The sequence below is a fragment of the Simplicispira sedimenti genome (genome assembly GCF_022760965.1).
Taxonomy (GTDB): Bacteria; Pseudomonadota; Gammaproteobacteria; order Burkholderiales; family Burkholderiaceae_C; genus Simplicispira; species Simplicispira sedimenti.
This window is the reverse complement of the sequence record NZ_JAKVIJ010000024.1, coordinates 1-5,656: the sequence shown is the minus strand read 5'-3', so window position 1 is coordinate 5,656 and position 5,656 is coordinate 1. Positions and strand designations below refer to the sequence as shown.

Annotated in this window: 2 tRNA genes and 3 rRNA genes; all 5 read right to left on the bottom strand. The window is 52.1% G+C overall.

What is annotated here, in order from left to right:
• Positions 1-57 precede the first annotated feature (57 nt).
• Positions 58-170 (bottom strand): 5S ribosomal RNA (gene rrf, locus MJ602_RS16630).
• A gap of 113 nt (positions 171-283) precedes the next feature.
• Positions 284-3,163: ribosomal RNA gene (locus MJ602_RS16625) — 23S ribosomal RNA — on the bottom strand.
• Between the two features lie 327 nt (positions 3,164-3,490).
• A tRNA-Ala gene (locus MJ602_RS16620) sits at positions 3,491-3,566 on the bottom strand.
• A 40-nt stretch (positions 3,567-3,606) separates the two neighbouring features.
• Positions 3,607-3,683, bottom strand: a tRNA-Ile gene (locus MJ602_RS16615).
• A 97-nt stretch (positions 3,684-3,780) separates the two neighbouring features.
• Positions 3,781-5,309 (bottom strand): 16S ribosomal RNA (locus MJ602_RS16610).
• Together the 16S, 23S and 5S rRNA genes with 2 tRNA genes alongside form the textbook arrangement of a ribosomal RNA operon.
• Positions 5,310-5,656: the final 347 nt, after the last annotated feature.

The following is a 5,656-nucleotide window of genomic DNA, read 5'->3' as shown; positions in this document are numbered from 1 at the left end:
CCAAGCAGAAGCGCCCCGCACTGTATTAGTGCGGGGCGCTGCTGGGCTGGAATAGGAGCCTGACGATGACCTACTTTCACACGGGGATCCGCACTATCATTGGCGCAAAGTCGTTTCACTGTCCTGTTCGGGATGGGAAGGAGTGGTACCAACTTGCTATGGTCGTCAGGCATAACTTGTTGCTGGCCAGATGGTTGGTCTGGCTGGCGAATTCATAGAGTCTTGTCAGATTGAATTTGATTGCGTGCTTGGCATAACAGACTGACGGTTAAGTCAAAGTTATAGGGTCAAGCCGCACGGGCAATTAGTACTGGTTAGCTCAAAGCATTACTGCTCTTGCACACCCAGCCTATCAACGTCCTGGTCTAGAACGACCCTTCAGGGGGGTCGAGCCCCCGGCAGATCTCATCTTGGAACGAGTTTCCCGCTTAGATGCTTTCAGCGGTTATCTCTTCCACACTTAGCTACCCTGCGATGCCACTGGCGTGACAACAGGTACACCAGAGGTGTGTCCACTCCGGTCCTCTCGTACTAGGAGCAGGCTTCCTCAAATCTGCAGCGCCCACGGAAGATAGGGACCAAACTGTCTCACGACGTTTTAAACCCAGCTCACGTACCTCTTTAAATGGCGAACAGCCATACCCTTGGGACCGGCTACAGCCCCAGGATGAGATGAGCCGACATCGAGGTGCCAAACACCGCCGTCGATATGAACTCTTGGGCGGTATCAGCCTGTTATCCCCAGAGTACCTTTTATCCGTTGAGCGATGGCCCTTCCATACAGAACCACCGGATCACTATGTCCTGCTTTCGCATCTGCTCGACTTGTCAGTCTCGCAGTTAAGCACGCTTATGCCATTGCACTATTAGCACGATGTCCGACCGTACCTAGCGTACCTTCGAACTCCTCCGTTACGCTTTGGGAGGAGACCGCCCCAGTCAAACTGCCTACCATGCACTGTCCCCGATCCCGATAAGGGACCCAGGTTAGAACCTCAAACGCACCAGGGTGGTATTTCAACGTTGGCTCCATGAGATCTAGCGACCTCACTTCAAAGCCTCCCACCTATCCTACACAGATCCGTTCAAAGTCCAATACAAAGCTACAGTAAAGGTTCATGGGGTCTTTCCGTCTTTCCGCGGGGAGATTGCATCATCACAAACATTTCAACTTCGCTGAGTCTGCGGAGGAGACAGTGTGGCCATCGTTACGCCATTCGTGCAGGTCGGAACTTACCCGACAAGGAATTTCGCTACCTTAGGACCGTTATAGTTACGGCCGCCGTTTACTGGGACTTCAATCAAGAGCTTGCACCCCATCATTTAATCTTCCAGCACCGGGCAGGCGTCACACCCTATACGTCCACTTTCGTGTTTGCAGAGTGCTGTGTTTTTATTAAACAGTCGCAGCCACCGATTTTTTGCAACCCTGTTCAGCTCCATTTGTACAACTTCACTTACTTAGGGCATACCTTCTCCCGAAGTTACGGTATCAATTTGCCGAGTTCCTTCTCCGCAGTTCTCTCAAGCGCCTTAGAATACTCATCTCGCGCACCAGTGTCGGTTTGCGGTACGGTCGTGTGCAGCTGAAGCTTAGTGGCTTTTCCTGGAAGCAGGGTATCACTCACTTCGGAAGCAAGCTTCCTCGTTATCACCCCTCATCTTAGCCCGGCGGATTTGCCTACCAGGCACGACTACAGGCTTGAACCAACATGTCCAACAGTTGGCTGAGCTAACCTTCTCCGTCCCCACATCGCACTACACATCGGTACAGGAATATTGACCTGTTTCCCATCAGCTACGCATCTCTGCCTCACCTTAGGGGCCGACTCACCCTACGCCGATGAACGTTGCGTAGGAAACCTTGCGCTTACGGCGAGGGGGCTTTTCACCCCCTTTAACGCTACTCATGTCAGCATTCGCACTTCTGATACCTCCAGCATGCTTTACAACACACCTTCACAGGCCTACAGAACGCTCTCCTACCACGCACAGTAAACTGTGCATCCGCAGCTTCGGTAACTGGCTTAGCCCCGTTACATCTTCCGCGCAGGACGACTCGATCAGTGAGCTATTACGCTTTCTTTAAATGATGGCTGCTTCTAAGCCAACATCCTGACTGTTTTAGCCTTCCCACTTCGTTTCCCACTTAGCCAATTTTAGGGACCTTAGCTGGCGGTCTGGGTTGTTTCCCTCTTGAGTCCGGACGTTAGCACCCGGTGCTCTGTCTCCCAAGCTGTACTCATCGGTATTCGGAGTTTGCATAGGTTTGGTAAGTCGCCATGACCCCCTAGCCTAAACAGTGCTCTACCCCCGACGGTAATACTTGAGGCACTACCTAAATAGTTTTCGGAGAGAACCAGCTATTTCCAAGTTTGTTTAGCCTTTCGCCCCTATCCACAGCTCATCCGCTAGTTTTGCAACACTAGTCGGTTCGGACCTCCAGTACCTGTTACGGCACCTTCATCCTGGCCATGGGTAGATCACTTGGTTTCGGGTCTACACCCAGCGACTAAATTCGCCCTATTCGGACTCGATTTCTCTACGGCTTCCCTATTCGGTTAACCTTGCCACTGAATGTAAGTCGCTGACCCATTATACAAAAGGTACGCAGTCACCCTTGCGGGCTCCTACTTTTTGTAAGCATGCGGTTTCAGGATCTATTTCACTCCCCTCCCGGGGTTCTTTTCGCCTTTCCCTCACGGTACTGGTTCACTATCGGTCGATGATGAGTATTTAGCCTTGGAGGATGGTCCCCCCATGTTCAGACAGGGTTTCTCGTGCCCCGCCCTACTTGTCTGCAGCCTAGTACCACACGTTGGCTTTCGCATACAGGGCTATCACCTGCTATGGCCGGGCTTTCCATCCCGTTTTGCTAACCAGCGCGCTATCACTGCAAGGCTTTTCCAATTTCGCTCGCCACTACTTTCGGAATCTCGGTTGATGTCTTTTCCTCGAGCTACTGAGATGTTTCAGTTCACCCGGTTCGCTTCGTTGACCTATGTATTCAGTCAACGATACCTATCGCTAGGTGGGTTTCCCCATTCAGATACCTCCGGATCAAAGCTTATTTGCCAGCTCCCCGAAGCTTTTCGCAGGCTATCACGTCTTTCGTCGCCTATCATCGCCAAGGCATCCACCACATGCTCTTAGTCACTTGACCCTATAACTTTGACGTCTCTTTCGAAACATCTCCGCCATCTGTCTTGACTTGCGAGGTCTTTCACCTCGCGCGTTATGCCGTAATGTGAATCTTTCTTCGGTATTTCTACCTGGAGAACTATTCGTCATTACTTGAACAAACAAAGTTCGTTCGTTTTGACGCAATCAAATTTTTGTCACCGGCGGCACGGTGCAGTTTCCTGCTTTCCGCCGGCAACGCTGATTCGACTCTATGAATTTTTAAAGAACAGCCGTTTGATCGCTCTATCTCGATCAACAACAAAGCAGCCTTTTGCAAAGCCGCTTTGGTGTTGAAGCATTTTTGGGTTGGTGGAGGATGACGGGATCGAACCGACGACCCCCTGCTTGCAAAGCAGGTGCTCTCCCAGCTGAGCTAATCCCCCAGGAATCGCATTGTCGTGTCGCTTCGCATGGCACCGCACTTGGTGGGTCTGGTTGGTCTCGAACCAACGACCCCCGCCTTATCAAGACGGTGCTCTAACCAACTGAGCTACAGACCCAAGCCGGCCACCGCCTCAGGGCAGTTTCCCGCCTTCGCAGCGACTTCTTCCAACAACCGATAAGTGTGGGCGTTCAATTTGTGTGACAGTTTTCCAGAAAGGAGGTGATCCAGCCGCACCTTCCGATACGGCTACCTTGTTACGACTTCACCCCAGTCACGAACCCTGCCGTGGTAAGCGCCCTCCTTACGGTTAGGCTACCTACTTCTGGCAGAACCCGCTCCCATGGTGTGACGGGCGGTGTGTACAAGACCCGGGAACGTATTCACCGTGACATTCTGATCCACGATTACTAGCGATTCCGACTTCACGCAGTCGAGTTGCAGACTGCGATCCGGACTACGACTGGCTTTGTGGGATTGGCTCCCCCTCGCGGGTTGGCAACCCTTTGTACCAGCCATTGTATGACGTGTGTAGCCCCACCTATAAGGGCCATGAGGACTTGACGTCATCCCCACCTTCCTCCGGTTTGTCACCGGCAGTCCCATTAGAGTGCCCTTTCGTAGCAACTAATGGCAAGGGTTGCGCTCGTTGCGGGACTTAACCCAACATCTCACGACACGAGCTGACGACAGCCATGCAGCACCTGTGTTACGGCTCTCTTTCGAGCACTCCTCTATCTCTAAAGGATTCCGTACATGTCAAAGGTGGGTAAGGTTTTTCGCGTTGCATCGAATTAAACCACATCATCCACCGCTTGTGCGGGTCCCCGTCAATTCCTTTGAGTTTTAACCTTGCGGCCGTACTCCCCAGGCGGTCAACTTCACGCGTTAGCTTCGTTACTGAGTCAGTGAAGACCCAACAACCAGTTGACATCGTTTAGGGCGTGGACTACCAGGGTATCTAATCCTGTTTGCTCCCCACGCTTTCGTGCATGAGCGTCAGTGCAGGCCCAGGGGATTGCCTTCGCCATCGGTGTTCCTCCGCATATCTACGCATTTCACTGCTACACGCGGAATTCCATCCCCCTCTGCCGCACTCCAGCTATGCAGTCACAAAGGCAGTTCCCAGGTTGAGCCCGGGGATTTCACCTCTGTCTTACATAACCGCCTGCGCACGCTTTACGCCCAGTAATTCCGATTAACGCTTGCACCCTACGTATTACCGCGGCTGCTGGCACGTAGTTAGCCGGTGCTTATTCTTACGGTACCGTCATTCACCCCCTGTATTAGAGAGAGCTTTTTCGTTCCGTACAAAAGCAGTTTACAACCCGAAGGCCTTCATCCTGCACGCGGCATGGCTGGATCAGGCTTGCGCCCATTGTCCAAAATTCCCCACTGCTGCCTCCCGTAGGAGTCTGGGCCGTGTCTCAGTCCCAGTGTGGCTGGTCGTCCTCTCAGACCAGCTACAGATCGTCGGCTTGGTAAGCTTTTATCCCACCAACTACCTAATCTGCCATCGGCCGCTCCGTCCGCGCGAGGTCTTGCGATCCCCCGCTTTCATCCGTAGATCGTATGCGGTATTAGCACAGCTTTCGCTGCGTTATCCCCCACGATCGGGCACGTTCCGATGTATTACTCACCCGTTCGCCACTCGTCAGCATCCGAAGACCTGTTACCGTTCGACTTGCATGTGTAAGGCATGCCGCCAGCGTTCAATCTGAGCCAGGATCAAACTCTTCAGTTCGATCTTAAAATTTAAAGCCTTTCGGCTATTACTCATAAAAACGGAATTGAAGTGAACTTCACTTCTATTTCCATGAGCGTTTGCAGTCTTGCGACTTTTGTTCTTTCGAACTTGGTCACTCGCCTCAAACGCCCACGCTTATCGGCTGTATGTTTTTAACGTACACCGCAAAAAGTATCTCTCTTTTTGCAAACCCCGCTGCGATCAGCAGAGCCTCAAATTATAACAGGATTTTTTATTTCCCGTCAACACTGAAGGTCTTTCGTCTCTTCAGCATCCCCACCAACCAGAACCACCGCAAGCAGCAACCTTCTGTTCAGCGAAGCCTTGCATTGTACATCGGTTTT